We start from the raw sequence: 23,265 nt of genomic DNA on the forward strand, positions 1-23,265 counted from the left end.
TATGAGCACTCATGGCAACGGCGGCGCACTGGACACCAGCGCCCTGAATCTGGTGCCGATTGTCGTCGAGCAGACCGCTCGCGGCGAGCGTAGCTACGACATCTATTCCCGCCTCCTCAAGGAGCGGGTCATCTTCGCCGTGGGTCCGGTCGAGGACTACATGGCGAACCTGATCGTGGCGCAGATGCTGTTCCTGGAGTCCGAAAATCCGGACAAGGACATCCACCTCTACATCAACTCGCCGGGCGGTCACGTCAGTGCGGGCCTGGCCATCTACGACACCATGCAGTTCATTCGGCCGGATGTGAGCACCATCTGCGTGGGGCAGGCCGCCAGCATGGGTGCCGTGCTGCTGGCGGGAGGCGCCAAGGGAAAACGGCATTCCCTGGAGCACTCCCGCATCATGATTCACCAGCCTCTGGGCGGTTTTCAGGGGCAGGCCTCGGATATCGATATCCATGCCAAGGAAATCCTCAAGACCCGTGAGCGCCTGAACCAGCTACTGTCGAAGGACACCGGACAGCCCATGGAGCAGATCCAGAAGGATACGGATCGTGACAACTTCATGAGCAGTGCCGAAGCCGTGGATTACGGGCTGATCGACAGCGTTCTCAGCCGCCGGGATCTGCCGAGCGAATAAGGTGTCATCGCGGCTGGCCGGACCAGTGGCCGGCCGGGCGGGTCAGGCGGCCCTCCGGGGGCTTGGGTGGCCCCGGTTGCCATGCTATACATAATGGTGTGAGGGAAGGCGCCAGGCGCCTTTCCCGGCATCGACGCGCCGGCCGGAACCATCCGGCCGGCCAAACTCACCGCCAGGCGAGGCTGAGACAAGTAATGACCGACGAGAAGGGCGGCAAGAACGACGACGGCAAGCTGCTGTATTGCTCATTCTGCGGCAAGAGCCAGCATGAGGTGCGCAAGCTGATTGCCGGGCCATCCGTTTTTGTCTGTGACGAATGCGTGGAGCTTTGCAATGACATCATCCGCGAGGAGATGCAGGAGAGCTCCGAGTCCGGACGCAGCGAGCTGCCCACCCCCCAGGAAATCAATGATGTCCTCGGGGAGTACGTGATCGGCCAGGAACGGGCCAAGAAGGTCCTCTCCGTGGCGGTTTACAACCATTACAAGCGGCTTGAATCGGCCCAGCGCAAGGATGATGTGGAGCTATCGAAGAGCAATATCCTGCTCATCGGGCCCACCGGTTGCGGCAAGACTCTGCTCGCCGAGACCCTGGCGCGTCTGCTCAATGTGCCGTTCACCATTGCCGACGCCACCACCCTGACCGAAGCCGGTTATGTGGGGGAAGACGTCGAGAACATCATCCAGAAGCTGCTGCAGAAGTGTGACTACGATGTGGAAAAGGCCCAGACGGGCATTGTCTACATTGATGAAATCGACAAGATTTCCCGCAAGTCGGACAATCCCTCCATCACCCGTGACGTCTCGGGCGAGGGCGTGCAGCAGGCCCTGCTCAAGCTGATCGAAGGCACGGTGGCTTCGGTGCCGCCCCAGGGTGGGCGCAAGCACCCCCAGCAGGAATTCCTGCAGGTGGACACCTCCAATATCCTGTTCATCGTGGGGGGTGCCTTCGCCGGCCTGGAAAAGGTCATCCGTGACCGCTCCAAGAAGAGTGGCATCGGGTTTGCCGCCGAGGTTCATTCCCGCGACGAGAACGTCAATGTGGGCGAAGTCCTGCATGACGTGGAACCGGAAGATCTGATCAAGTTCGGCCTGATCCCCGAGTTCGTCGGTCGTCTGCCCGTGGTGGCAACGCTGGAAGAGCTGGACGAGGACGCGCTGATCAAGATTCTGGTCGAGCCCAAGAACTCCGTGGTCAAGCAGTATCGCAAGCTGTTCGAGATGGAAGGTGTGGAACTGGATTTCCGCGACGACGGCCTGCGTGCCGTGGCCCGCAAGGCCATGGAACGCAAGACCGGGGCCCGCGGCCTGCGAACCATCCTCGAGGGCGTGTTGCTTGACACCATGTACGACCTGCCCTCCATGGAGAATGTGGAGAAGGTGGTGGTGGATGAAGCCGTCATCAACGGCGAAGCCCGGCCCTACATCATCTACCACTCGGAAGAGAAGGCGGTCGCCGGATCCGGCGAGGAGTAGGCATCCTGGCTCGGTCCGGGCCGACAAGGCTGGGATGCGGCCACGAATCGGGCCCCGCAATGTGGCGTTGCGGGGCCTTTTGGTTCTTGAAAGGCCTTCCCATCGCCCCCACATCCAGTCCAGACTGAGACGATTCGACCCCGGATGCGCCACGGCTCTCGTGCCGGCCGTATCCCCTGCAAGAGGTCACACCTGATGAGTGATGAAGAACGCATGAGCGAAGAAGCCCGGGAACCCATCCTCGAGGAAGGGGACCGTATGCAGGTTCCGGTGCTGCCGCTCCGGGATGTGGTCGTGTATCCACATATGGTCATCCCCCTGTTCGTGGGGCGCGAGAAGTCCATCCAGGCCCTGGAGCAGGCCATGGAGCGGGGCAAGCAGGTTCTGCTGGTGGCCCAGAAAAGCGCGGAGGTGGATGATCCCGGTGAGCAGGACATCTACCGGGTCGGAACCCTGGCGCAGATCCTGCAATTGCTGAAACTCCCCGACGGCACCGTAAAGGTTCTGGTGGAAGGGGTTCAGCGCGCCCGCATCACCGAACTGGATGACGCTGAATTCTTTACCGCTGAAGTGGCCGCCGTGTCCGAAGACGAACGCTACGACGAGCGGGAGATCGACGTTCTCATGCGTTCGGTGATTTCCCAGTTCGACCAGTACGTGAAGCTGAACAAGAAGGTGCCGCCGGAAGTGCTGACTTCCCTCAGCGGTATCGATGCCCCCGGTCGTCTGGCGGACACCGTGGTGGCGCACATGGCGCTCAAGCTGGAAGAAAAGCAGCAGATCCTGGAACTGGACAGCGTCCGTGAGCGCCTGGAACATGTGCTCGGGCTGATCGAGGGTGAGATCGACATTCTGCAGGTGGAGCGGCGCATCCGCGGCCGCGTCAAGCAGCAGATGGAGAAGAGCCAGCGCGAGTACTACCTCAATGAGCAGATGAAGGCCATCCAGAAAGAACTGGGTGACATGGAGGACGCGCCCAACGAGCTGGAAAACCTCGAGAAGAAGATCGAGGAGTCCGGCATGCCGAAGGAGGCCATGGACAAGGCCAATAACGAGCTCAACAAGCTCAAGCTGATGTCGCCCATGTCGGCCGAGGCCACCGTGGTGCGCAATTACATCGACTGGCTGACCAGCGTGCCATGGAAGAAGCGCAGTCGCATCCGCAAGGATCTGGCTCGCGCCCAGCGGATCCTGGATGAAGACCATTTCGGACTGGAGAAGGTCAAGGAACGCATCCTGGAATACCTGGCCGTTCAGCACCGGGTGAAAAAGCTCAAGGGGCCCATCCTCTGTCTCGTGGGTCCGCCCGGCGTGGGCAAGACCTCACTGGGGCGGAGCATTGCCCGTGCCACCGGTCGCAAGTTCGTGCGCATGTCCCTGGGTGGCGTGCGTGACGAGGCCGAGATCCGTGGTCACCGCCGCACCTATATCGGTTCGCTGCCGGGCAAGATCACACAGAACATGGCCAAGGTAGGCGTCAAGAATCCGCTCTTCCTGCTTGATGAAGTCGACAAGATGGCCATGGATTTTCGTGGTGATCCGGCCTCTGCTCTTTTGGAAGTGCTTGATCCGGAACAGAATTCCACCTTCGGGGACCACTACCTGGAAGTGGATTTCGATCTGTCCGATGTCATGTTCGTGTGCACCGCCAATACCCTCAACATTCCGGCACCACTGCTGGATCGCATGGAAGTGATTCGTCTGGCCGGTTACACCGAGGACGAGAAGCTCAGCATTGCCCGGGAGTTCCTGCTGCCCAAGCAGATCCGCGACAACGGGCTCAAGGATCAGGAGATCAGCGTCTCCGATGACACCTTGCGAGCGGTGATTCGCACCTATACCCGCGAGTCGGGTGTGCGCAGCCTGGAGCGGGAAGTCTCCAAGATCTGCCGCAAGGTGGTGAAGAAGCTTCTGCTCGAGAAGGAGACCACGCACATCGAGGTGACGCCGGATAACCTGAGTGACTTCCTGGGTGTGCCGCGTTATCGCTTCGGTCGCGCTGAAGAGCATGACCAGGTCGGGCAGGTCACCGGTCTGGCCTGGACGGAAGTGGGCGGCGAGTTGCTGACCATTGAGAGTACGGTCATGCCCGGCAAGGGCAAGCTGATTCAGACCGGTCAGCTCGGTGATGTGATGCAGGAATCCATTCAGGCGGCCATGACGGTCGTGCGCAGTCGCACTGGCATGCTCGGGGTTCCGGGGGATTTCCATCAGCAGAATGATGTGCACGTGCACGTCCCCGAGGGCGCAACGCCGAAGGACGGCCCCAGTGCGGGCATCGGCATGTGCACCGCTCTGGTTTCTTCACTCACTGGCATTCCGGTGCGTGCGGATGTGGCCATGACGGGCGAAATCACTCTGCGTGGTGAAGTGCTGCCCATCGGCGGGCTGAAGGAGAAGCTCCTCGCAGCCCACCGTGGCGGGATTACAACAGTGGTGATTCCCGACGAGAACCGCAAGGATCTGGTGGACATCCCCGAGAATATCAAGGAAAAGATCGACATCCGCCCGGTGAAGTGGATCGATGAAGTGCTCAAGATCGCGCTCACCCGGATGCCCGAGGGCAAGGCTTCGGAGCCGGAGGCGGGTGGCGCCAAGCCGGCCTCGGAGGAGGCCGCCGGAAAAGAAGACAAGGACGGCGTTCGCCCTCATTGAGGGTGAACGCCGAAATCCGTTGATCCATGCTGGTTGACACCCATTTTCGCGTGTTGGTATAACGCAATGGTCGCTTGATGGTGATAGGCACCAGAAAGTGAGAAACACGGTTGCCGCGAATTCTGAATGCTGACATAATGCCCCGCCTCATGGAGGTGAGCAGTCGGGGCCGGCAAGGATTTTGTCCAGCTTGGCAGACATTGCCTGCCTTCGGAATCTCGCGGATATTCCACCGCTAACAGGGGAAAGGTTTCCATGAATAAACAGGAACTGATCGAAGCCGTGGCCGCGTCCGCGGATCTGTCCAAGGCCGATGCCACTCGTGCCGTTGATTCCATGGTTGACACCGTGACCCAGGCCCTCAAGAAGGGCGACCAGGTCACTCTCGTCGGTTTTGGCACCTTCTCCGTGAAGGAGCGCGCTGCCCGTACCGGCCGTAACCCGCAGACCGGCGCTACCATCCAGATCGCTGCCAGCAAGGTTCCGGGTTTCAAGGCTGGTAAAGCGCTCAAGGATGCAGTAAACTAAGCAGCTCCTTGAGGGTGCTTAGCTCAGCTGGGAGAGCATCGCCCTTACAAGGCGAGGGTCGGAGGTTCGAGCCCTCCAGCACCCACCAGTCAAAGTGGAGTGGTAGTTCAGTTGGTTAGAATACCGGCCTGTCACGCCGGGGGTCGCGGGTTCGAGTCCCGTCCACTCCGCCATATAAAAAGAGCGCCCCACGGGCGCTCTTTTTTTTGCACTGTCTTTTTCTACCGTTGATGACCGCCCGGCAAGGATTCAGCGTAGATGCGCCGAAAATAGTGGCCTCCAGGCTTTGAGCCGGGGGGCATTTGGTGGCATGCTACTCCATTGTTCCGAACACGCGGATTCCGCCCGGGCAACAGTAGTGAACGGGCATTCCGATCATCATGGGGGGTCCGGATCAGCGGACCGTACAGACTGCCTCTAAAGAGTACTTATGCTTCAGTCCATCAGAGATAACATCACCGGCTGGATTGCCTGGGTCGTCGTGATCCTGCTCAGCATTCCCTTTGCCCTGTTTGGCATCAACACCTACTTCGAGGGCCGCTTCTCGAACGACGTGGCTCGCGTCAACGGGGAAGAGTTGACCAACCAGGCCTTCCGAGAACGTTACCAGAACCAGTACCAGCAGATTCGCCAGATGTTCGGTGACCAGTTCGATCCGGAAATGATCGACGAAGAACGTCTGCGTCGCCAGGTTCTGGATCAGATGATCGAGGAAGAACTCCTGGTTCAGCGTGCCGACGATCAGCGTTATCGGGTTTCCGAAGAGGAAATCATTGCCCAGATTCAGAGCTTCGAGGCCTTCCAGGTCAACGGTCGTTTCGACATGGACCGTTATCGAGGCTTGCTGCGTGCCCAGGGCATGACGCCCGCCATGCTGGAGCGCCGTATCGAGCGCGACATGAAGAGTCGCCTGATCCAGAATGCGATTACCGGCTCTGCGTTCGCCACGGAGCTGGAAGTTCAGCGCATGGCCGCGCTTGAAGGACAGCAGCGCAGCTTCAGCGAGATTCGTTTCGCACTGGATGACTTCCTTGCTCGTGTGGAGGTTAGTGAGGAGGAAGTCGAAGCATACTATCAGGCCAATTCGAACCAGTTCATGACCGAAGAGGCGGTGGATCTGGAATACGTCCAACTGGCCCTCTCCAGTATTGCGGAGACAATTGATGTCAGCGAGGAAGAGCTGCGCGATGCCTGGGAAGCGAATCGGGCCGCCTTCATGGAAGACGAGGAGCGTTACGCCCGTCATATTCTGATTGCCGTGGATAACGGTGAAGATGAAGCCCGCGCTCGCATCGAGGCGCTGGCCGACCGCCTGGCCGAGGGTGAATCCTTCGAGACACTGGCTCGTGATTATTCCGACGATCCGCTGTCCGGCGCCGAAGGTGGCAGCCTGGGCTGGGTCTTGCCAGGCGACATGGTGGATGAAGTGGATCGTGCCATCTTCGAGCTGGAAGCCGGGGAAGTCAGTGAAATTGTTCGCAGTGAGTTCGGCTTCCATCTGATTCGAGTTGACGAAATCGAAAGTCCCGAGCCCATGCCGTTTGAAGACGCCCGGGATGAACTGCTGGCCGAACTGCGTCAGGAGAAAGCCGAACGGGACTACTACGATCAGCGTGAAAAACTCGCGGATGAGTCTTTCGCCAATCCCGACGATCTCTCCCACATCGCCAGCATCATGGATCTTGAGATTCGTGAGCAGTCCAGCGTCACACGTGACGGCGGTGACGGCATTGCCGATCATGCCCGCGTGCGTCGTGAGGCCTTCAGCGACATGGTGCTGCGTGAGCGCATGAACAGTGACCCCATCGAGCTGGACGATGAGCGCGTGGTGGTGATTCGAGTGACCGACCATCATCCGGCCGAGCAGCGTCCTCTCGAGGAGGTAGCCGGCGAGATTCGTGACCGGCTCACGCGGGAGAAGGCGCAGGCGGAAGCCGAGTTGCGGGCGGAGGAGCTGCTCGCCCAACTGCGTGACGGGCGTGACCCGGCGGAACTGGCTGAGGAAGCCAATCTTCGTCTGGACGGCCCCCGCAGCGTGGGTCGCGGGGATCGTGAGCTGGATTCCCGTGTAAGCCAGCACCTGTTCCGCCTGCCACGGCCCACCGACGGCGATGTCTTCGATCTGGTTCAGCGGGATGACGGTGATCTTGCCCTGCTGATGCTGCACACCGTCGAGACACCCGAGCTGGCGGAGTTGTCCGAGCGGGAGATCGAGCAGCGCCAGGCGAACCTGCGCCAGCAGATGGCCCGCAATGATTTCAACGCCTATCTGCGCGAGCTGCGCCGTACCGCCGACGTGGAAGTGCTGGTTGATACGGCGGATGAGGACGAGGTGTTCGGGCGCTGAGTATCCCGAGCCCCGATAAGGCAAGACCCACCGTTCATCGGTGGGTCTTCTGCGTCAGGGCCAGTATCTGGCCCGCTGGCCCGCGACCGTGGGTGGCCTGAAACCGAAAGCCCGGCAGGAGACTGGAATGCCCAAGATCAAGCTGCACTGGCAGATTCTCATCGCCATCGTCCTGGCAATCGTCGCCGGCCTGATTACCGGCCACCCCGACGAGACGGAACTGGGCGCCCGCGCGGCCGCAGTCTATGATTTCTTCGGTACGCTGTTCCTCAGTGCCTTGCTGATGATCATCGTGCCGCTGATCGTGTCGTCCATCATCATCGGTATTGCCGGCATCGCCCGCGAAGGACGCCTGGGTTCGCTGGGTGGCAAGACGCTGGGTTTCTACATCAGTACCGGCCTGGTGGCCGTGTTGGTTGGGCTGGTTGCCGTGAACATCAGCCAGCCTGGTTTCATCAACGGTGAACCAGCCGGTGATCGTCTGGCCCTGGACCGCGACGCCGACGAGGTGGTGGAGCAGGTGGGCGAGGGCGGTCCGGGTGAGCTCGTGGCCATCTTTCACCGCATGATCCCCGAGAACGTGGTTGATGCGGCCGCCAACAACGAACTGCTGGGGCTGATTTTCTTCGCTCTGCTGTTCGGCTATTTCATGACCCGGGTAAAGAAGGAAAACGCCGATACCCTCTACAACTTCTGGGACGGCGTTTTCGAGGTGATGATGAAGATCACTCACCTGGTGATGCTGTTTGCGCCCCTGGGCGTATTCGGCTTGGTTGCCAAGGTGGCGGCGGAGACCGGGGTGGATGCCGCCGGGCCATTGCTGGTGTTTGCCACCACCGTGGTCATTGCCCTGGCCGTGCACGTTTTCATGGTCATGCCCCTTATGGTGCGCCTGATCACCAGCTACAACCCCTACCGGCTTTTCCGGGCCATGGGTCCCGCCTTGCTGACGGCCTTTTCCACGGCGTCTTCCATGGCTACCCTGCCGGTGACCATGGATTGCGTGCGCAAGAATGCCAAGGTCTCGCAAAAGACCAGCAGCTTCGTGCTGCCGCTGGGGGCCACGGTCAACATGAACGGTACTGCCCTGTATGAGTGCGTGGCGGCGATCTTCATTGCCCAGGCCTACGGCCTGGATCTCACCATCGGTGTCCAGTTCACCATCGTCGTGGCCGCCCTGGTGACGTCCATCGGTGTGGCCGGTGTGCCCATGGCTTCCATGGTGGCCATCGGCATCATCCTCACCGCCGTGGGCCTGCCCCTGGAGGCGTTGGGTCTGCTCTTCGTCTTCGACCGCATCCTCGACATGCTGCGAACCGCCACCAACGTCTATGGTGACGGTGTGTGTTCGGTGATCGTGGCGCACCTGGAGGGCGAAAAGGATCTTCTGCCCTCTGGCAAGATGGAGAAGGTGAATATTTGAGGTAGCGACAAGCTACAAGCTGAATCAGAAAAGCGGGGCCGTCAGGCCCCGCTTTTTTTCGCAACAAAAAAGCCGACGCCCAAAGGGCGCCGGCTTTGTGCCTTTGGCTTGCAGCTTGAGGCTTGCAGCTTGAGGCTTGCAGCTGGCGACTGATGGCGCCGCCATCAGTCGTTCAAGGTCATCCCCATCATGCTGTAGCCATTGTCCACGTGGATGATCTCGCCGGTGATGCCGGAGGCCAGGTCGGAGCAGAGGAAAGCCGCGGTGTTGCCCACTTCTTCAATGGTCACGTTACGGTTGAGCGGCGTGATGCGCTTGACGTGATCCAGCATGCTGCGAAAGTTGCTGATGCCCGCGGCGGCCAGGGTCTTGATGGGGCCGGCGGAAATGCTGTTGACGCGAATGCCGCTGGCACCCAGGTCAGCGGCCATGAAGCGCACATTGGCTTCCAGGCTGGCCTTGGCCACGCCCATGACGTTGTAGTTGGGGATGGCCCGCTCGGCGCCCAGATAGCTCATGGTGAGCAGGGAGCCATTACGACCTTCCATCATCGGGCGCGCCGCCTTGGCGAGCGCGGCGAAGCTGTAAGAGCTGATGTCGTGGGCCACCGCGAAGTTGTCGCGGGTCACGCTTTCCAGGTAGCCGCCCTGCAGGGCTTCCCGCGGTGCGTAGGCCACGCTGTGAACGAGAATGTCCAGGCCGTCCCAGCTCTTGCCCAGGCCATCGAACACGGCCTGGATTTCCGCATCGCTGCTGACGTCACAGGGGAAGCACAGTTCGGAGCCGAAATCGGCGGCCATCTTCTCCACCCGCGGCTTGAGCTTGTCGTTCTGGTAGGTGAACGCCAGTTCCGCGCCTTGCTCATGCATGGCCTGGGCGATGCCATAGGCGATGGAGCGATTGCTTGCCAGACCCACGATCAGGGCCTTCTTACCCTTGAGAAATGCCATGGTTTTCTCCCCTTGGACAATTCAGAAAGGCGGCCGGCCCCGCGAGGGGCCGGCGCCATGGAAACAATGGCGGAAATCTTACAGCCCGAAGGCCAATTCCACCAGTATCAGCTGCCGGCGTGGCTGTTGGTCACATCCACGATGATGGTCAGCCGCTGACCGGGTTGCAGATAGTCATCGGCATTGAGGCTGTTCCAGCGCAGCAGGTCGCTTACCGTCACACCGAAGCGACTGGCAATGCGCGCGAGGGAATCACCGCTGCGCACCTGGTAGTTCACCCGGCGCTCCCGGTCACTCGGCCCCCCACGCATGGGGCTTAGCTGGGCCACGCTGGCGTCGCTGACCCACACCGTCAGGGTCTGGCCGGCGCGCAGGGTATCGCCTGGTGCCATGCCATTCCACTGGGCCAGCTGACGCACGCCCACGCCGTAGCGCTGGGCGATGGACCAGAAGGATTCGCCCGGCTGCACACTGTGGTTCACCCGCTCGCGGTTGCCACGCTGGGTGGACTGGATGCGGGCAATGCGCTGGCTGACGGTGCCACTGTAACTGGCTGCATCTGCCATGGGCTGGGGCACCAGCAGGTGATCACCGGCACGGATGACGTGGCTTCGCAGCTCATTCACGTCCTGCAGCAGTTCCACGGTGGTGTTGTAGTTGCGGGCTATGCGATTGAGGCTCTCACCCGACTCAATGCGATGACGCACCCAGCGGATACGGTCGCCGGGATCGAGTTCCGCCAGGGCCTGTTCGAAGGCTTCCTTTCGGTCGATGGGTACCACCAGGCGATGGGGGCCATCCGGGTCGGTCGCCCAGCGATTGAAGCCGGCGTTCAGGCGGTAAACCTCGTCGATGTCCATGTCGGCCAGTCTGGCGGCCAGGGCCAGGTCGATCTGGCCGTCCAGCTCCACCACGGCGATGCGCGGCTCGTTGTCGATGGGCCGCAGGCTGACACCGTACTCTTCCGGATGGGCGATGATCTCGCGCAGGGCCAGCACCTTGGGTACGTAGTGCATGGTCTCGCGGGGCAGGCGCAGGCTCCAGTAATCCGTGTCCTGACCGCGCTGGCGGGCGGTACGCATGGCGCGGGAGACATTGCCGCCACCGGCATTGTAGGCGGCCAGGGCCAGCTCGTAATCGCCACCAAAACGGTTGGCGAGGGATTCCAGGTAGGTCAGTGCGGCATCGGTGGCGGCGATGAAATCCCGGCGACCGTCATACCACCAGTTCTGCTTGAGGCCGAAATGACGCCCCGTGGACGGAATGAACTGCCACATGCCGGCCGCGCGGCCATGGGAATAGGCAAAGGGGTCGTAGGCGCTTTCCACGATGGGCACCAGGGCCATTTCCGTGGGCATGCCCCGTGCCTCGATTTCATCGAGAATGTAGGTCAGAAAGGGTTCGGCGCGTGTGGCGACCCGATCCATGTAGCCGGGATAGCGCTGATGCCAGCGGATCTGCGGGTCGATGCGGTTGTTTTCCCGCGACTCCATGGCGAAACCACGGCGCATGCGCTCCCACACGTCCTCGGGCGCCTTGAGTTCGCCATCCTCGTCCAGCAGATGCCGGGCATGGTCACGCCAGTCAATATGGGTAGTGAGATCCAGCTCCACCGGCGGATCCAGCTCCAGTGCCGGCTCCAGGCCGATATCGGCCACCACATCGCTGTCCTCGCGCTCGAAGAAAGGCAGGCTGGCGCAGGCTCCCAGCGTCAGGGGCAGGGTGACGACGAGGCCGATACGGCGGAATCGACACAGGGGGGAGGCGGATGACATGAGCATTGGTTTCCTTGTTGGTTCAGAACCGGTCTTTCCAGTCCCGGATGACGGCAAATACCTCGGAGGCGGCCGGCAGCGGTTTTCCGGCCCGGGCCTCGGCGCTTTCGCGCACGGCCGGCTCACGGCAGCGCAGAAAGACATTGAAGCGTCGTTCTTCGGCGAGCGTCGTGGGCAGACTGGGCTTCTCGTCCGCAAGCCGGGCTTCGGCACGCTGCCGAAATTCAGCGATGACGTCGGCATTGGCCGGTTCCACCGCCTCACAGAAGGCCAGATTCTTCAGGGTGTATTCATGGCCGCAGTAGATCAGGGTTTCGCCGGGCAGTTCGGTGAGGCGATCCAGAGAGCCCAGCATCTGTTCCGCATCACCCTCGAACATGCGTCCACAGCCGCCGCTGAACAGGGTATCACCGCTCAGGAGCAGGCCATGCCCCGCAAAGGCGATATGGCCGCGCGTGTGACCGGGGATGCCGATGACATCGAATTCGAGGCCGAGTCCGTCCAGGGCCAGGCGGTCACCGCCACTGAGGCCCTGGGTGCGTGCGGGAACCGGCTCATCCGCCGGGCCGTAGACGGGAACGGGGTAATCCTCTAGCAGCGCCTCGATGCCGTTGACGTGATCCCAGTGCCGATGGGTCACCAGAATGGCCTCCGGGACAAGCGCCTGGGCGGTCAGGGCTTCGCGCACCGGCCCGGCCTCACCGGGATCCACGATGGCCACGTGGCGGCGATCCCGGCCATGCAGCAGCCAGACATAATTGTCATTGAGTGTGGGAACGGGCGTCACTTCGAGCATGGCGTCTATCCTACCTTGACCAACGAAAAGGTCAACAAAAATAGTGCCTTGGCCGATTTTTTCCGAGCCGGTCACAGCCGGCCTGGCCCAGGCACTGATCGCGGCGGCACTGGTCTCGAAGGCGCCGTGGGTTTATGCTCTCAGGCGGACGCACCGCCCCCTCGCCAGTGAGACCGTCGCCGTCAATGAGAGCATCACCCGACAGCCTGGAGGCCTGGTTCCACACCCCCCTGGGTACGGCCACCCTGGCCTGTGAGCGCTTGCTGGCCGGGCATCTAATGGATGAGCTGTTCGGCTATTATCTGATTCAGGTGGGCCACTGGGGGGGAACCGAGGCCCTGATCGAATCCTGCCGGGTTCGCCATCATCTGCTGGTGGAAGAGACCCCGCCGGCCAGTGTCATTGCGCCGCGTGATTCCCTGCCCGTGGCCAGCAGCAGCGTGGACGTGGTGCTGTTGCCCCATACCCTGGAATTTGACGACAATCCCCACGGGGTGCTGCGGGAAGCCCACCGAGTGCTGATCAACGGGGGCCATGTCCTGTTGCTGGGGTTTTCCCGCTACAGCCTCTGGGGTCTGCGGGAGATCATTCGCCGCCCGCCCTTCGGGGAGCTGAACCTGCTGCCGGAACGGCGCGTGGGGGACTGGATGCGGCTGCTCGGCCTGGAGCTGGTGGCCATGGAGCGTTTCCTCTATCGCCTGCCGCTCAATTACGGCAGCCTCACCCGGCGCAGTCGCTGGTTGGAGAACTGGGGCCGGTCCCTGGTGCCCGGACCCTGGCCGGCGGCGGCCTACGCCGCACTGTTCCGCAAGCAGGCCCTGGGTGGACGACCCATTCGTCCGCGCTGGAAGCGAAGCCGCCGACGTGCCCGCCAGGCAGCGGTACCGGAGGGCTGGCCCTCGAACCGGTTGCAGAAGCAACGGCGGAACTGATCGCGATACATCATGCACGGACACGACAGTCGCCGTCGTGGCCAGACAGGAGAATCACTTGGCAGACAAGACTGTAATCGTACACACCGATGGCGCTTGCCGTGGCAACCCCGGGCCCGGAGGCTGGGGAGCGCTGCTGGAATGGGGTGGTCATTGTCGCGAGCTCAAGGGCGGCGAGCCAGAGACCACCAACAACCGTATGGAGCTGCGGGCCGCCATTGAGGCCCTGAGTACACTCAAACGTCGCTGCCAGGTGGAGCTTTATACGGATTCCGAATACGTTCGTCAGGGCATCACCCAGTGGATGGACGGCTGGAAACAGCGCGGCTGGAAGACGTCGGCGAAAAAGCCGGTCAAGAACCGCGAGTTGTGGGAGGCGCTCGATCGCCAGTGTCAGCGTCACGATATTCGCTGGCACTGGGTCAAGGGGCATGCCGGCCATCCTGGCAATGAGCGTGCCGATGCCCTGGCCAATGAAGCCATTGATGAAATGCAGGGCGCCAAAGCCTGAGCAGGGAGTAGACCGTGAGCCAGAACCCGACCCATCGCCAGATCGTGCTGGATACCGAGACCACTGGTATTGAAACCAGCGACGGCCACCGTGTGATCGAGATCGGTTGCGTGGAAATGGTCAATCGCCGTTTCACGGGCCGAAATTTCCACCAGTATCTGAATCCGGATCGGGAAGTGGATGCAGGCGCCGTCGAAGTGCATGGCCTGAGCAATGATTTCCTGGCCGACAAGCCCCGATTCGAGGAGGTGGTGGAAGACTTTCTCGACTTCGTGCGTGGGGCCGAGCTGGTCATCCACAATGCCCCATTCGATGTGGGCTTTCTGGATCATGAGCTGTCCATGCTGGGGCGAGACGAGCGCGTCAATGATCTCTGCGAAGTACTGGACACCCTGGTCATGGCCCGGCGCATGCACCCGGGGCAGCGCAACAGCCTGGATGCTCTGTGCAAGCGCTATGAGGTAGACAACTCCAACCGTGATCTGCACGGCGCTCTGCTGGATGCGGAAATCCTGGCAGACGTTTACCTGGCCATGACCGGTGGCCAGAAAGCCCTCCTGCTGGGTCAGTCAGACACTGAAGACGGCGGGGAGCAGGGTGGTGCCGAACGGGTCCGGCGCGTGAATCGTGAAGGGCTCGTACTGCCGGTGGTTCGTGCCAGTGACGAGGAAGTACGCGAGCACGAGAAGCGCCTTCAGGCCATCCATGAGGCAAGTGGTGACGCGGTCTGGTTGCGTGCCGGTCAGGCACCGCAGGAGGATGACGCAACGGTGGAGGAGGCCGGCCATGAAAGCTGAAGCAGCAGCGCGACGTTTTGGCGATTTCAGCATTCGGCCCTGGCAGGCGGACGATTGCGATGCCGTGGTCGCCGTTCTCGGGCAGGTGCTGAACGAATACGGCCTCAATTTCGAACCCGAGGAAGCGGACCGGGACGTGGTCGAAGTTTCGCAGCATTACAGTGATCGGGGCGGTGAGTTCTGGGTCATCGAGCTGGACGGCAGACTCGTGGGTACGGCCGCCTTCTTTCCCCTTCATGATCGGCCCGAGGTGGCCGAGATCCGCAAGATGTATCTCTTGCCAGAGGCTCGCGGCAAGGGCCTTGGCCGCTGGCTGCTGAAGCTGCTGGAAGACCGGGCCCGTGAACGGGGTTTCAGATATGCCCGCCTGGAAACCGCCGCCGTGCTCAAGGAAGCCATCGCCTTGTACGAATCCGCCGGCTACACCACCGCCTCCGACGCCGTGGCCACCCGCCGCTGCGACCGCGTCCTCATCAAGCCGCTTTAATCCGCAAAAAAATCTTCGCGGAAAAGCGGGGAGGGAATACGGGCGTGGTTGCCGGGGCGGGTCTTGGTGGCCCTGCCCAGAATACGCCCCCACCAACCCGACGGCGCCAAACCGCTCGGCCCCCCGCTTTTCCGCGAAGATCCAAAAAAAAAACGGGGCCCGAGGGCCCCGTTTTTTTCGCTTGCAGCTTGTGGCTTACAAATAATAGATCAACAGACTTGCCGCCAGCAGAACCGCTACCCACAACACCATGCTGCCCGTGGGCCAGGTGCGGGCCAGCGCCCCCTGGGGACCGTGGTGGCGGCTGGCCGCCTCCACCACGCGATCCATGGGCCAGCGCAGGCTGGCCAGGAAGGCATGCCAGATGACCGTGCCGTGATGGCCGACGAACTTCACCGTCCGCGGGAAGGCCACCCGGTAAACCCAGTCCGTATCCACACTGATCTTGGCTTCACCACCCACATGCTTGAGCAGCAGGAAGAAGCCCAGGCCGGTGAACAGAAGCAACTGCAGTTCCCAGAACACATGGCCGGCCGTGTAGGCGTTGTAATCAACCGGGCCGGGAAGGAACTGGTAAAGCCACTGCGGGTGCACGCCGATGAAGATACAGAAGAAGGCGGCGATACCCATGGCAAAGAGCATGTTCCACGGCGCTTCCTTCGGGCGCAGCCCGCTGTCCTTGCCCATGAAGGTGAACCAGGGCAGTTTCAGGCCGGTGTGCAGGAAGGTACCCGCCGAAGCCAGGGACAGCATGAGCCAGATGGCCGCTCGGCCATCCACGGCGGCGGCTTCCACCACCATGGTCTTGGACACGAAGCCACTGAACAGCGGGAAGGCCGAAATCGAGAAGGCCCCCACCATGTACAGCAGGAAGGTGATGGGCATCCAGCGATAGATGCCGCCCAGCTCGGTGAGCTTGGCACGGCCGGTCATGTAGATCACCGCGCCGGCCCCCATGAAGAGCAGGGACTTGTAAAGAATGTGGGTGAAGGCATGGGAGGCTGTACCGTTGAGGGCGATGATGGTACCCATGCCCACGCCAGCCACCATGTAACCCACCTGGGAAATGATGTGGTAGGCCAGCAGGCGACGGATGTCATTGGCCAGCACCGCGTAGACCACGCCCCACAGCGCCATGATGGCGCCCAGCCAGACCAGGAACTCGGTGCCTGGATAACCACGGATCAGGGTGTAGACCGCGGTCTTGGTGGTGAAGGCACTGAGGAAAATGGCACCGGTAATGGTGGCTTCCGGATAGGCATCGGTGAGCCAGGCGTGCAGCGGGGGCACGGCGGCGTTGATCATGAAACCGATCAGGATCAGCCAGAAGGCCGGGCCACCCACTTCGATCTGTTCAAAGGCAAAGCTCCCGGTCTGCATGTAGTAGAGGATGATGCCGCCCAGCAAAAGCACACCACTGACGGCGTGAACCAGCAGGTAGCGGAAACCGGCAGCGAAGGACACCGGGTTCTTGCGCCGCCAGATCAGCCACACCGAGGAGAAGAGCATCATCTCCCAGAACACGTAAAGCGTCAGCAGGTCGCCCGCAAACACCACGCCCACGGCGGAGCCGGCGTAAATGAAGGCAGCCACATGCTGAACGTTGTCCTTCAGATGCAGGGAATAGATGGAGCCGATAATGGCCATGATGCCGAAGACATAGCCGAAGACCAGGGCCAGCTGGTCGGCCCGGCCCAGAGTCAGCTCGAAGCCCAGGAACTGGAAGACCCCGTGGGTGCCATGGGCCGTGCCAAAGATGGCGGCGGCAAACAGCACCGCGAGCAGTACACGATAGCTCTGTTGCACCACACCCTTGAACAAGGGAATGAACAGGGCCCCCACGATCAGCAGCAGTGAGGGATGCAGCCAGTCAATGAATGGCAGGTCAATCATCAGGTTCTCACTCATTGCCCTGCTCCTTGTCGTCGCGCGGATCACCACTCATTTCGTGGCCTTCCAGCTCGTGGTCGTAGTAATCCTCCTTGCGGTAGAGCAGGGCATAGCCCAGTGCCTTGGACACCACGATGATCAGGACGCAGGAGATGAACCCGTAGACGGCACCGAAGCCGCCGATCTGCTCCCAGAAGAAACGGTCGTAGCTGGAAGGCACGAGAATGTCGCCGATCACCAGCAAGCCCATGATGGCCAGGATGATCCACTTCAGCGTGCGACCGTTGTTGACCAGAGTTTCGAGAAACTTACCGATAGCCATCTCGCCAAACCCGTATTGAATGGATCGGCTCGCCGGCCGTGGGGCCGGCGAGACTCAGTTTACCGTTCAGCGGCTGTCAGCCGATGAACATGCCGCCCAGAAGCTCGCGCAGCGGGCCGGCCATGAAGAACATCACCAGGCACCCCAGGGCCGTCAGACACAGGGGCACCACGGAGAACAGCGGGGCTTCCTTGATGCCGCCCTGATAACCATCCCTGGGCGGAAGCAGGAAGGCGCGGATCACCGGAGGCAGCAGATAGGCGATGTTCAGCAGGGTCGAGAGCATGAACACGCCGATCATCAGCAGATGGCCGGAATCCACCGCACCCAGAACCAGGTGCCACTTGCTCCAGAGTCCGCCCATGGGTGGTGCGCCGATCACGGTCATGGCGCCAATGAAGAAGGCAGCCATGGTAAAGGGCATGCGCCGGCCGATACCGTCCATTTCGCTGATTTTGGTCTTCTTGCTGGCCACATAGATGGCGCCGGCGCAGAAGAAGAGGGTGATCTTGCCGAAGGCATGCATGACGATGTGCATGCCACCGCCGATGGTGGCGTACTGGCTGACCAGCATGGCACCGAGCACGATGTAGCTCAGCTGACTCACGGTGGAGTAGGCCAGCCGGGCCTTCAGGTTGTCTTTCTGAAGGGCCACGATGGACGCCGCCAGCAGCGTGAAGGCTGCCACGTACATGATCAGGTCCGTGGTCACCAGATTGCCCAGGTAATCCAGGCCGAAGAGGTATGTGCTTACCTTGAGTACGGTGAACACACCGGCCTTCACCACCGCCACGGCATGCAGCAGGGCTGACACCGGGGTCGGTGCGACCATGGCCGAGGGCAGCCAGCGATGGAAAGGCATCAGCGCGGCCTTGCCGATGCCGTACATGTACAGCACCAGCAGGATGGCACCCACGCCATAACCCACATGGCCTTCCATGATGCCGCCATCGGTGAAGTCCAGCGTGCCGGTCATCCACCAGGTAGCGATGATTGCCACCAACTGGAAGCCGATGGAGGTGCCCAGCAGCAGACCCAGATAAGTTCGTGCACCCAGCTTCGCGGCCTCATTGCCCTTATGTGCCACCAGCGGGTAGGTGGACAGGGTGAGCAGCTCGTAGAAGATGAACAGGGTGAACATGTTCTGGGCGAAGGCGATGCCCGCCGCACTGAACAGGGCCACGGCAAAGCAGGCATTGAAGCGGGTCTGGTTCTCCTCGCCCGCCCCGCGCATGTAGCCAATGGAGTAGAGCGACGTGAGCACCCACAGGCCCGATCCCACCAGGGCGAAAACCATGCCCAGGGGTTCCACCTCGAAGGCGATGGTCAGCCCCGGGAAGAATTCGAACAGGGTCACGCCGGGGCGAGCACCGGCCATCACCGCAGGCAGAACCTGCAGCACCATCAGGAACATGGTGGCGGCAGTGGCCACCATGAGGGTGTCACGCAGGTTCGGCCAGCGGCCGGTCAGCAGGATAAGTACGGTGCCGATGGCCGGCACCGCCAGGGCCAGTTGGATGGCCAGGTCCGGTTGGATACCGAGGAATCCGGTCACAGGTAACCTCCCAGCAGGGTTTCAGCCGCGCGGCCGGCCATGTCCAGCGGCAGCGAGGTCTGGATGCCGAAGTAGATGCACAGCAGGGTCAGTGCCCAGGTGGGTACCAGCAGGGACGGCGGTGCTTCGCGCACGACGGCCCTGTCTGCGTCCGGCTCCTTGAGGTAAGCCGCTTCCACCACCTTCCAGATGTAGATGGTGGCCAGCAGGGAGGTGCCCAGCAGGAACAGGGCCACCGGCCACAGGCCACCCTCAAGTGCTGCCAGCAGCAGGTGCCACTTGGTGACAAAGCCTACGGTCAGCGGCACGCCGATCAGGCTCAGGCCCGCCACCACGAAGGCCGCCATGGTCCAGGGCATCTGCTTGCCGATACCGGCCATGCGATCCAGGGAAACACCACCCACCCGATAGATCACGCAGGCCAGGGCCATGAAGAGTGCGGCCTTGGTGACGGCGTGGTTGAACAGGTGAACCACCGAGGCCATCAGACCCAGGGCGCTGGCAAAGCTCACGCCCAGGATCATGTAGCCGATCTGGGCCACACTGGAGTAGGCCAGCATGCGCTTGATGTTGGTCTGGAAGATGGCAACGATCGAGGGAATCAGAATGCCCAGCAGCGCCAGCGGCATGAGCACGTATTCCATGTTGAGCTCAGTGAAACTGAGCTCAAAGCCGAATACGCTGAAAATGAAGCGAAGCAGCACATAGATCGCCACCTTCGTGGCCGTCGCCGACAGGAACACCGTCACCATGGAGGGTGCGTAGGTGTAGGCGTTGGGCAGCCACAGGTGGAGCGGGAACAGGGCCAGCTTCAGGGAAATGCCCACGGCAATGAAGGCAAAGGCCGCCCGCACGGTGCGGGTGTCATTGACTTCGGGCAGGCGCTGGGCAAGATCCGCCAGATTCAGCGTACCGGTCATGATGTAGAGAAAACCGATGCCGATCAGCAGGAACGTGGTGCCGATGGTGCCCATCACCAGGTACTGGTAGGAAGACATCACCGCACGGCGATCCCGTCCCATGGCGATCAGGGCGTAGGAGGCCAGGGCGGAGATCTCGAAGAACACGAAGATGTTGAAGGCATCTCCGGTGATGGCGATCCCCAGCAGGCCACAATTCGCCAGCAGGAAGGCGGCGTAGAAAAGGCCATGCTTTTCATTGGCCACTTCCTGCTCCACGCTGCGCCGGGCAAAAGGCATGGAGATCGCCCCCATGAGGGAGATGATCAACAGCACGAAGATGTTGGCCGAATCCACGAAGTACTCGATGCCCACCGGCGGCGCCCAGCCACCCATGTGGTAGGAGATGGTGCCGTGAACGAATATCTGCTGGGCCAGAAGGATGGAGACACCCAGGGTCAGCCAGGTCACCAGCGTGGTGGTGGCCCAGGCCATTCGCGGCGAACGTGCCATCAGCATCACGATGGGTGCGGCCAGCATCGGCAGCACCACCTGCAGAGCAGGCAGATGTTGGATGAGAAGATCCATTAGTGTTTCCCGTCCTGTTCGTGAATCTCGTCTTCCTCGATGGAGCCATACAGCTCATGAACCCGGACAACCAGCGCCAGGCCCATGGCAGTCAGCGCAACGCCGACCACAATGGCGGTGAGGATGAGCACGTGGGGCAGGGGGTTGGAGTACTCGGTGACGCCCTCGATGTAGACAGGGGCGGTACCCCCATCCAGTTTTGCCAGACTGATGAAGAAGATGAACACCGAGGTCTGGAAGATGTTCAGACCCACAATCTTCTTCACCAGGTTGCCCTGGGCGATGACGATGTAGAAACCCACCATCATCAGGACAACGACGACCCAGTAGTTATAGTGGCCAAGCCATTCCATCAGTCACGCTCCCGGCCGGCAAATGAATAGAACAGTGACAGGGCAACCGTTGCCACGGTGATGCCCACACCCAGTTCAATGCCGATGATGCCGAAGGTTTCACCGGCATGATCGTCGGGCAGCAACACCTTGTATTCCAGGAAGTTGCCACCGAGGAAGAAGGATGCCAGGCCAAAGCCGATGTACAGCAGGACACCAAAGGCCGCCAGCACATGTGCCGCTTCCGGAGGAACGGCGTCCTGCGCCTTGTCCAGGCCATAGATCAGGCTGTAGATCACGAAGCCGGCGGCAAAGATGATGCCCGCCTGGAAGCCGCCGCCCGGGCTGTACTCCCCGTGGAACTGAATGTAGAGCCCGTAAAGGAGGATGACGGGGATCATCAGCTTGGTGACGATCCGAAGCACCACATACTGATTCATGATTGCTCCTCCCCGCGGTCATCGACATGGCCATCCTTGCGACGGCGGCGAACCGCGCCGCTGCCCAGCACCAGCAGCACACCCACGGCAGCGGCGTAGATCACCACGGCCTCGCCCAGGGTATCGATGCCTCGGTAGCTGGCCAGTACGGAAGTGACCATGTTGGGAATGCCGATCTCGTCCACCGACTCCTGGGTGAAGTGGGGAGAGAGATGGGTGTGTGCCGGCGCTTCCGGATCACCGAAGCTCGGCATGTCCAGGGTGCCGTAGATCAGGCCGGCGCCGGTCACGAAAACCACCACCAGGGCCAGCAGATTCTGTCCCTTGCCGTGGACCTTTTCCTTGCTGGTGGTCAGCGCCAGGGTGCCCAGCATCAGAATGATCATGATGCCCGCGCCAACGGCGGCTTCGGTCAGGGCCACGTCCACGGCATCCAGCACCACGAACAGGGAAGCGGCCAACAGACTGTAGATACCGGTGAGCATGGTCACCGCAAACAGATTGCGGATCTTCACGATGGCCACCGCCACCATGGCCAGGAAGGCCAGCAGGGTAATGTCGATTAGCGTTTCGATGACGCACCCCCTTCCCCTGGCTGCCAGGGATCGAGCTTGCTGTGACGGGCCGCCTTCGCCAGGGCATGGCTGGCCGTGGGCGCCGTGAACATGAGAAAGAGCAGGGTGAACAGCAATTTGGCGGCCACCGGAATGGATCCGGCCTGCAGCATCAGCCCCACCAGAATGAGAATCGAGCACAGGGTGTCGGTGATGCCGGCCGCCTGTAGCCGGGAATAGAAATCGGGAAAGCGCAGCAGGCCGATGCCGCCGATGATCAACAGCAGGGAGCCGGCCGCAAGCATGATCCCGCTGGTGACATTGATAAGGAGTTCCATCAGTGTTCCTCCCCGTCGTGCCGATCGGTGGACTTCCCGGCAAAGCTGCCGTATTCGAAGAACTTGAGCACGGCCACGATGCCAATGAAATTGATCAGGGCATAGACGATGGCGATGTCAATGAACTCCGGCCGGCCCACAATGAAGCCGATCACGGCAATCATCAGCACGGTCTTGGTGCCGAAGACGTTTACCGCCAGGATGCGATCGTAGGTGGTTGGCCCCACGAAGGCTCGCAGCAGGGCCAGGCCCATGGTGACCAGAATGGCGAGGGCGGCGCCGATAAACGCGAGTTCCATCACTTCTCTCCCTCGAATTCAGTGGCCCGACGGTCCATTTCACCATTGAGTACGCCCTGTTCGATTGCCTCGCTCAGGGCGTAGAACCAGATCTCGTTGTCCCGCACGTGCACAGTCACCGTGCCGGGGGTCAGCGTGATCGAGTTGGCGTAGATGGTGCGGCCCAGTTCGGTCTTCTGGCTGGCCTTCACCCTGGACAGGCGCGGGTTGATGCTGCCCTTGCCGGCCAGAACATGGCGCGCCACCGTGATGTTGGACTTGACGATCTCAAGCAGCAGCCAGGGCCAGTATTTCAATGAGGGCACGATCAGGTGCAGCGGGTGCCCTTCGCGGTCAACGATCTTCATCCGGGTGGCGAGCCAGACGGTCAGTGCCACCGATGCCGCGCCCAGAGGCACGATGATCGGGTGCGTCCACATTCCGGAGAAGAGAAGCCAGATAATGGCCAGGACGATGGCCAGGCTGACGGTGTACTTCAGCACGATCAGCTCCTTCAAGCAGCGGGATTTCACGGCGAACCGTGAAACGGGATGCGTCGGTCAGAAAACGCGAGCCCGGAAGTTTACCGACCCGGCTTGTTCCGGGCAAGTCCCCGCCAATTGGGAACATTTCGCCGCGTTCTCCGTATATTTAATAAGTATAAGGGCTGCGGTTCAGCAAGGTGTCGAGCCCGTGAAAGTGCCGACACGCAGGTGCGCAAAGCGAAAGAACACCGTTCACACTGGCTCTTGC

The 23,265-nt window shown here is 61.5% G+C and carries 23 protein-coding genes and 2 tRNA genes; 12 read left to right on the top strand and 13 right to left on the bottom strand.

From position 1 onward, the window contains the following. The first annotated feature begins 1 nt into the window (after window position 1). The 8 genes from clpP (at window position 2) to RBH19_RS03590 (ending at window position 9,068) form a co-directional block, all read left to right on the top strand. Window positions 2–640 carry an ATP-dependent Clp endopeptidase proteolytic subunit ClpP gene (gene clpP / locus RBH19_RS03555; protein ID WP_306727441.1) on the top strand — a complete coding sequence of 213 codons (639 nt, stop codon included), beginning with the start codon at window positions 2–4 and terminating at the stop codon, window positions 638–640. Between the two features lie 194 nt (window positions 641–834). Continuing rightward, window positions 835–2,115: an ATP-dependent Clp protease ATP-binding subunit ClpX gene (gene clpX, locus RBH19_RS03560; protein ID WP_306727442.1), complete on the top strand. Its 1,281-nt coding sequence runs from the start codon at window positions 835–837 to the stop codon at window positions 2,113–2,115. Window positions 2,116–2,310: 195 nt separating this feature from the next. Further along, on the top strand, window positions 2,311–4,770 hold the full coding sequence (gene lon / locus RBH19_RS03565; RefSeq protein ID WP_374728951.1) for an endopeptidase La: 2,460 nt from the start codon (window positions 2,311–2,313) through the stop codon (window positions 4,768–4,770). Window positions 4,771–5,025: 255 nt separating this feature from the next. Then, complete coding sequence (hbs, locus tag RBH19_RS03570) at window positions 5,026–5,298, top strand: non-specific DNA-binding protein Hbs (RefSeq protein ID WP_306727443.1); 273 nt, start codon at window positions 5,026–5,028, stop codon at window positions 5,296–5,298. Between the two features lie 12 nt (window positions 5,299–5,310). Then, a tRNA-Val gene (locus tag RBH19_RS03575) sits at window positions 5,311–5,386 on the top strand. A gap of 8 nt (window positions 5,387–5,394) precedes the next feature. Then, window positions 5,395–5,471, top strand: a tRNA-Asp gene (locus RBH19_RS03580). A 257-nt stretch (window positions 5,472–5,728) separates the two neighbouring features. Next, window positions 5,729–7,645 carry a SurA N-terminal domain-containing protein gene (locus tag RBH19_RS03585; protein ID WP_306727444.1) on the top strand — a complete coding sequence of 639 codons (1,917 nt, stop codon included), beginning with the start codon at window positions 5,729–5,731 and terminating at the stop codon, window positions 7,643–7,645. Between the two features lie 127 nt (window positions 7,646–7,772). After that, window positions 7,773–9,068: a dicarboxylate/amino acid:cation symporter gene (locus tag RBH19_RS03590; protein ID WP_306727445.1), complete on the top strand. Its 1,296-nt coding sequence runs from the start codon at window positions 7,773–7,775 to the stop codon at window positions 9,066–9,068. A 164-nt stretch (window positions 9,069–9,232) separates the two neighbouring features. On the opposite strand, the gene RBH19_RS03595 is transcribed toward RBH19_RS03590, so the two are convergent. The 3 genes from RBH19_RS03595 to gloB all read right to left on the bottom strand — a co-directional run bounded on the left by RBH19_RS03595 (window position 9,233) and on the right by gloB (window position 12,589). Beyond that, window positions 9,233–10,018, bottom strand: coding sequence for an enoyl-ACP reductase FabI (locus RBH19_RS03595; protein ID WP_306727446.1), 786 nt, complete (start codon window positions 10,016–10,018; stop codon window positions 9,233–9,235). Window positions 10,019–10,125: 107 nt separating this feature from the next. Further along, a complete protein-coding gene (locus RBH19_RS03600) occupies window positions 10,126–11,793 on the bottom strand; it encodes a lytic transglycosylase (RefSeq protein ID WP_306727447.1) in 1,668 nt (555 codons plus the stop codon). A gap of 22 nt (window positions 11,794–11,815) precedes the next feature. Then, on the bottom strand, window positions 11,816–12,589 hold the full coding sequence (gene gloB, locus RBH19_RS03605) for a hydroxyacylglutathione hydrolase (protein WP_306727448.1): 774 nt from the start codon (window positions 12,587–12,589) through the stop codon (window positions 11,816–11,818). Window positions 12,590–12,774: 185 nt separating this feature from the next. Here gloB and RBH19_RS03610 point away from each other — a divergent pair, with 185 nt between their 5' ends. From RBH19_RS03610 to RBH19_RS03625, 4 genes are read left to right on the top strand one after another with little or no spacing between them, the layout of a single operon-like run. After that, complete coding sequence (locus RBH19_RS03610) at window positions 12,775–13,521, top strand: class I SAM-dependent methyltransferase (RefSeq protein WP_306727449.1); 747 nt, start codon at window positions 12,775–12,777, stop codon at window positions 13,519–13,521. A gap of 58 nt (window positions 13,522–13,579) precedes the next feature. Next, window positions 13,580–14,032 (top strand): ribonuclease HI, encoded by a 453-nt coding sequence (gene rnhA / locus RBH19_RS03615; protein ID WP_306727450.1) that lies wholly within the window; start codon window positions 13,580–13,582, stop codon window positions 14,030–14,032. A gap of 14 nt (window positions 14,033–14,046) precedes the next feature. After that, window positions 14,047–14,829, top strand: a complete 783-nt coding sequence (dnaQ, locus tag RBH19_RS03620; protein ID WP_306727451.1) for a DNA polymerase III subunit epsilon — start codon at window positions 14,047–14,049, stop codon at window positions 14,827–14,829. Then, window positions 14,819–15,316 (top strand): GNAT family N-acetyltransferase, encoded by a 498-nt coding sequence (locus tag RBH19_RS03625; protein WP_306727452.1) that lies wholly within the window; start codon window positions 14,819–14,821, stop codon window positions 15,314–15,316. The genes dnaQ and RBH19_RS03625 overlap by 11 nt, the downstream gene beginning before the upstream one ends. Before the next feature lie 195 nt (window positions 15,317–15,511). On the opposite strand, the gene RBH19_RS03630 is transcribed toward RBH19_RS03625, so the two are convergent. The 10 genes from RBH19_RS03630 to RBH19_RS03675 all read right to left on the bottom strand — a co-directional run bounded on the left by RBH19_RS03630 (window position 15,512) and on the right by RBH19_RS03675 (window position 23,015). Continuing rightward, window positions 15,512–17,224: a Na(+)/H(+) antiporter subunit D gene (locus tag RBH19_RS03630; RefSeq protein WP_306727453.1), complete on the bottom strand. Its 1,713-nt coding sequence runs from the start codon at window positions 17,222–17,224 to the stop codon at window positions 15,512–15,514. Then, window positions 17,217–17,528 (bottom strand): hypothetical protein, encoded by a 312-nt coding sequence (locus RBH19_RS03635; protein WP_306727454.1) that lies wholly within the window; start codon window positions 17,526–17,528, stop codon window positions 17,217–17,219. The genes RBH19_RS03630 and RBH19_RS03635 overlap by 8 nt, the downstream gene beginning before the upstream one ends. A gap of 76 nt (window positions 17,529–17,604) precedes the next feature. Then, window positions 17,605–19,083: a monovalent cation/H+ antiporter subunit D family protein gene (locus tag RBH19_RS03640; protein WP_306727455.1), complete on the bottom strand. Its 1,479-nt coding sequence runs from the start codon at window positions 19,081–19,083 to the stop codon at window positions 17,605–17,607. After that, on the bottom strand, window positions 19,080–20,570 hold the full coding sequence (locus RBH19_RS03645) for a monovalent cation/H+ antiporter subunit D family protein (RefSeq protein WP_306727456.1): 1,491 nt from the start codon (window positions 20,568–20,570) through the stop codon (window positions 19,080–19,082). Before RBH19_RS03645 ends, RBH19_RS03640 begins: the two co-directional genes overlap by 4 nt. Beyond that, window positions 20,570–20,923: a cation:proton antiporter subunit C gene (locus tag RBH19_RS03650; protein ID WP_306727457.1), complete on the bottom strand. Its 354-nt coding sequence runs from the start codon at window positions 20,921–20,923 to the stop codon at window positions 20,570–20,572. The genes RBH19_RS03645 and RBH19_RS03650 overlap by 1 nt, the downstream gene beginning before the upstream one ends. Continuing rightward, on the bottom strand, window positions 20,923–21,342 hold the full coding sequence (locus RBH19_RS03655) for a Na(+)/H(+) antiporter subunit B (RefSeq protein WP_306727458.1): 420 nt from the start codon (window positions 21,340–21,342) through the stop codon (window positions 20,923–20,925). The genes RBH19_RS03650 and RBH19_RS03655 overlap by 1 nt, the downstream gene beginning before the upstream one ends. Next, window positions 21,339–21,857, bottom strand: a complete 519-nt coding sequence (locus tag RBH19_RS03660; RefSeq protein WP_445353961.1) for a DUF4040 domain-containing protein — start codon at window positions 21,855–21,857, stop codon at window positions 21,339–21,341. The genes RBH19_RS03655 and RBH19_RS03660 overlap by 4 nt, the downstream gene beginning before the upstream one ends. A 47-nt stretch (window positions 21,858–21,904) precedes the next feature. Further along, the gene (mnhG, locus tag RBH19_RS03665; RefSeq protein ID WP_306727460.1) at window positions 21,905–22,234 is read right to left on the bottom strand and encodes a monovalent cation/H(+) antiporter subunit G; all 330 of its coding nucleotides are present in this window, start codon (window positions 22,232–22,234) and stop codon (window positions 21,905–21,907) included. Beyond that, window positions 22,234–22,533, bottom strand: coding sequence for an MrpF/PhaF family protein (locus RBH19_RS03670; RefSeq protein WP_306727461.1), 300 nt, complete (start codon window positions 22,531–22,533; stop codon window positions 22,234–22,236). The genes mnhG and RBH19_RS03670 overlap by 1 nt, the downstream gene beginning before the upstream one ends. Then, on the bottom strand, window positions 22,533–23,015 hold the full coding sequence (locus tag RBH19_RS03675) for a Na+/H+ antiporter subunit E (RefSeq protein WP_306727462.1): 483 nt from the start codon (window positions 23,013–23,015) through the stop codon (window positions 22,533–22,535). Before RBH19_RS03675 ends, RBH19_RS03670 begins: the two co-directional genes overlap by 1 nt. Window positions 23,016–23,265: the final 250 nt, after the last annotated feature.

This window comes from Natronospira bacteriovora (genome assembly GCF_030848495.1).
Lineage (GTDB): Bacteria > Pseudomonadota > Gammaproteobacteria > Natronospirales > Natronospiraceae > Natronospira > Natronospira bacteriovora.

Coding starts and splice junctions, on each gene's coding strand:
- hbs (WP_306727443.1), top strand. CDS start 5,026: ATGAATAAACAGGAACTGATCGAAGCCGTGGCCGCGTCCGCGGATCTG.
- RBH19_RS03655 (WP_306727458.1), bottom strand. CDS start 21,342: ATGAATCAGTATGTGGTGCTTCGGATCGTCACCAAGCTGATGATCCCC.
- RBH19_RS03610 (WP_306727449.1), top strand. CDS start 12,775: ATGAGAGCATCACCCGACAGCCTGGAGGCCTGGTTCCACACCCCCCTG.
- RBH19_RS03585 (WP_306727444.1), top strand. CDS start 5,729: ATGCTTCAGTCCATCAGAGATAACATCACCGGCTGGATTGCCTGGGTC.
- RBH19_RS03595 (WP_306727446.1), bottom strand. CDS start 10,018: ATGGCATTTCTCAAGGGTAAGAAGGCCCTGATCGTGGGTCTGGCAAGC.
- lon (WP_374728951.1), top strand. CDS start 2,311: ATGAGTGATGAAGAACGCATGAGCGAAGAAGCCCGGGAACCCATCCTC.
- RBH19_RS03645 (WP_306727456.1), bottom strand. CDS start 20,570: ATGGATCTTCTCATCCAACATCTGCCTGCTCTGCAGGTGGTGCTGCCG.
- RBH19_RS03670 (WP_306727461.1), bottom strand. CDS start 22,533: ATGGAACTCGCGTTTATCGGCGCCGCCCTCGCCATTCTGGTCACCATG.
- RBH19_RS03630 (WP_306727453.1), bottom strand. CDS start 17,224: ATGAGTGAGAACCTGATGATTGACCTGCCATTCATTGACTGGCTGCAT.
- RBH19_RS03635 (WP_306727454.1), bottom strand. CDS start 17,528: ATGGCTATCGGTAAGTTTCTCGAAACTCTGGTCAACAACGGTCGCACG.
- RBH19_RS03600 (WP_306727447.1), bottom strand. CDS start 11,793: ATGTCATCCGCCTCCCCCCTGTGTCGATTCCGCCGTATCGGCCTCGTC.
- clpX (WP_306727442.1), top strand. CDS start 835: ATGACCGACGAGAAGGGCGGCAAGAACGACGACGGCAAGCTGCTGTAT.
- RBH19_RS03650 (WP_306727457.1), bottom strand. CDS start 20,923: ATGGAATGGCTTGGCCACTATAACTACTGGGTCGTCGTTGTCCTGATG.
- gloB (WP_306727448.1), bottom strand. CDS start 12,589: ATGCTCGAAGTGACGCCCGTTCCCACACTCAATGACAATTATGTCTGG.
- clpP (WP_306727441.1), top strand. CDS start 2: ATGAGCACTCATGGCAACGGCGGCGCACTGGACACCAGCGCCCTGAAT.
- RBH19_RS03590 (WP_306727445.1), top strand. CDS start 7,773: ATGCCCAAGATCAAGCTGCACTGGCAGATTCTCATCGCCATCGTCCTG.
- mnhG (WP_306727460.1), bottom strand. CDS start 22,234: ATGGAACTCCTTATCAATGTCACCAGCGGGATCATGCTTGCGGCCGGC.
- RBH19_RS03625 (WP_306727452.1), top strand. CDS start 14,819: ATGAAAGCTGAAGCAGCAGCGCGACGTTTTGGCGATTTCAGCATTCGG.